At 69.5% G+C, this 3,328-nt stretch carries 3 protein-coding genes; all 3 read left to right on the top strand.

The window, feature by feature from the left end:
* Window positions 1-1,230, top strand: a 1,230-nt coding sequence (locus tag HUK82_RS15490; protein WP_176614800.1) for an aminotransferase-like domain-containing protein, incomplete at its 5' end; no start/stop codon positions are given.
* Between the two features lie 151 nt (window positions 1,231-1,381).
* On the top strand, window positions 1,382-2,248 hold the full coding sequence (locus HUK82_RS15485) for a glycine--tRNA ligase subunit alpha (protein WP_176614799.1): 867 nt from the start codon (window positions 1,382-1,384) through the stop codon (window positions 2,246-2,248).
* 5 nt (window positions 2,249-2,253) lie between these two features.
* Window positions 2,254-3,328, top strand: a 1,075-nt coding sequence (gene glyS, locus HUK82_RS15480) for a glycine--tRNA ligase subunit beta (RefSeq protein WP_176614798.1), incomplete at its 3' end; no start/stop codon positions are given.

Here is a 3,328-nt window from a genome sequence, read left to right as displayed (position 1 = left end):
ACCGCACCCGGCGCGCCGACGCGCGTCGCCCGCCTGCGCCCCACGCCCTTCCCGCATGCCCCGACGACCGCCGTGTCGGAACCGCCCCAACCCTACATCACCCAGCCCAGCGGCCAGTTCCGGCCCGGCGTTCCGGACCTGTCCGCTTTTCCCGCGCCGATCTGGGCACGGTGTCTGGGCGCACGGACACGGGGCCTGCGCATTCACGATCTCGGCTACACCGAACCGGCCGGCCTTGCGGAACTACGCGCCGCGATAGTCGAGCACGCCGCAGCCTCGCGCGGGGTTCTGGCACAGGCCGATCAGGTGCTGGTGCTCCCCTCGACAGCGATGGCCATCGATCTTCTGGCCCGATTGATGCAGCAGCATGATCAGGACCGGGGTCACAACCGTCTGCGCGCGTGGGTCGAGGACCCCGGCTATCCGGTGGCGCAACGGCTGCTGCGCGGTGCGGGGGCGGAACTGATCCCCGTGCCCGTCGACGCTGAGGGGATCGATATTTCGCGCACGCCTGTCGGACGACCAGGCCTGATCTACGTCTCGCCCTCACACCAGTATCCGACCGGCGGCACGATGAGCCTGCCGCGCCGCCTGGCGCTGCTCGACGCGGCGGCGCAGCACGGCGCGCTGATCCTCGAAGACGATTACGACAGCGAGTTTCTGTATGACGACCGCCCTCTGGCCTGTCTCCAGGGGATCGACCGGTCCGAGCGCGTGGCTTACCTCAGCACGTTTTCCAAGGTGCTCGCGCCCGGGCTGCGCGTGGCCTACGCCATCGTGCCGCGCTGGTTGCTCGGCCCCGCGCTAACCCTGTTGCAGGACACAGCCGGGATGGTGCCGGTCCATACGCAGGCCGCCCTTGCCGACTTCATGCGCGAAGGTCATCTGCGCGCGCATGTCCGCCGGATGCGCCCCGTTTATGCGGAGCGGATGCGCGTCACCGCCGAGGCGCTGCGCGCCGTGTGCGGTGCCGAGCTGGACGTGGGCCAGGGCGCCGTCGGGCTGCAACTCGCTGCGTGGTTCCGCGATCCCGCCATCGACGACACCGCGATCGTGCGGTCGCTGGAAGAACGTGGCGTGCGATTGCGTGCCCTGTCGGCCCTGTCGATCGCCGATCCACGACCCGGGCTGCTGATCGGCATCGCCACCGCCACCCGATCCGGCGCCGAGAGGCTGGCGCGGCTTGTGCTGCGACTGGTCGAGGCACAGCGCCCGGGTCACCCGGGCTGACGCGACGCGGGCGGTCCCGGGGCCGGGCGCACAGTGGACCCACGGCACAGGGTCGCTTTCGCCACGCGCGATGTGGCTGTATGGTGCGCCTCCCACGGGCTTCGGCCCGTCTGCCGACACCCTTTTTCCGACGACGGAGTTGTCTACGCGCATGTCCCCGGCCGCACCCGCCCCGCTTTCGTTTCAGGACCTGATCCTGCGGCTGCATGAGTTCTGGTCGGCGCGCGGTTGCGCGATCCTCCAGCCCTATGACACCGAAGTTGGCGCCGGGACGCTCTCGCCGCACACGACGCTGCGCGCGCTGGGCAGCCGCCCGTGGAAGGCGGCCTACGTCCAGCCCTGCCGCCGTCCCTCCGACGGACGCTACGGCGAAAACCCGAACCGCCTTCAGCATTATTACCAGTATCAGGTGCTGCTGAAGCCGACGCCGGACGACAGCCAGCAGCTTCTGCTCGACTCCTATCGCGCGATCGGGATCGATCCCGACCGTCACGACATCCGCTTCGTCGAGGATGACTGGGAAAACCCGACCATCGGTGCGTGGGGACTGGGTTGGGAAGTCTGGTGCGACGGGATGGAAGTGACGCAGTTCACCTACTTCCAGCAGGTGGGCGGCATTCCCGTCGTCATGCCGTCGACCGAACTGACGTACGGGCTGGAACGGCTGGCGATGTATGTGCAGGGCGTCGAGAACGTCTACGACCTTGCGTTCAACAACGACGGGCTGACCTACGGCGACGTGTTCCTGCGCGCCGAGCGCGACTATTCGCGGCACAACTTCGAACTGGCCGACACGGCGATGCTGCACCGGCATTTCATCGATGCCGAACGCGAGTCCATCGCACTGGTCGAGCAGGGCATCGCCCAGCCCGCCTATGACCAGTGCCTGAAGGCCAGCCACCTGTTCAATCTGCTCGACGCGCGCGGCGTGATCAGCGTCAGCGAGCGCGCGTCCTATATCGGGCGCGTGCGCACTCTGGCCCGCGCCTGCTGCGAAGCCTGGCTGGCGGGGGAGTAAACGACATGCCCGAGTTCCTGCTCGAACTGTTCTGCGAGGAAATCCCCGCCCGCATGCAGGAGCGCGCGGCGGCCGATCTGGACCGTCTGGTCACCGAGGCCCTGGCGCCCCTGAACCCGCGCCACGCACGCGCCTTCGCCGGGCCGCGCCGCATCGCCCTGATGCTTGACCTCGACGCGATCGTTCCCGGCACGACCCTGTCCGAACGGGGCCCGCGCGAGAGCGCGCCCGAACAGGCGCTGGCCGGCTTCCTGCGCAAACACGGCGCCACGCGCGACGATCTGATACTCGAGGGCGGTTTCTGGGTGCTGAACCGCACGGTCGACCCGATCCCGGCCCCCGCCCGCATCGCCGAGCTGCTGCCCGGCCTGCTGCGCCGCTTTCCTTGGCCGAAATCCATGCGGTGGGGCAATGGCAGCGCGTTCACGTGGGTGCGGCCGCTGCGCCGGATCGTGTGTCTGTTCGACGGCGCGATCGTCCCGTTTTCGCTGATGGACGGCGAGGATGACGGGCATGGGCTGGCGTCCGGCGACCTGAGCGAAGGCCACCGTTTCCTTGCCCCCGGCGCGTTCGCGGTGCGCACGGGCGACGACTGGCTGGCGGGACTGCGCGCGCGCAAGGTGATCGCCTGCGCGCGGGAACGCCGCGTTCTGGTCGACGACGGCGTCACCGCGCTGGCCACGCGGGAAGGCCTCAGCGTCGTGCCGGACGCGGGACTGGTGGACGAGGTCGCTGGTCTCGTCGAATGGCCGGTCGCGTTCCTCGGCTCCATCGACGCCAGCTTCATGCATCTGCCGCCCGAAGTGATGCAGGTCTCCATGCGCGTGAACCAGCGCTACTTCGCGCTGCGCACATCGGACGGTTCGGCCGCCCCGCGCTTTGCCTTCGTCGCCAACACCGAACCCGCCGACGGCGGCGCGCTGGTCATCGCGGGGAACGAGCGCGTTCTGCGCGCGCGCTTTGCCGACGCACGCCATTTCTGGGATCTGGACCGCGCGACCCGGCTGGCCGACCGGGTGTCGGCGCTGGACGCCGTGGTGTTCCACGCCCGCCTCGGCAGCCAGGGCGAGCGCGTGCGGC

The sequence above is a fragment of the Ameyamaea chiangmaiensis genome (assembly GCF_013376175.1).
Lineage (GTDB): Bacteria > Pseudomonadota > Alphaproteobacteria > Acetobacterales > Acetobacteraceae > Ameyamaea > Ameyamaea chiangmaiensis.
This window is presented reverse-complemented; position numbering and strand designations above follow the sequence as displayed.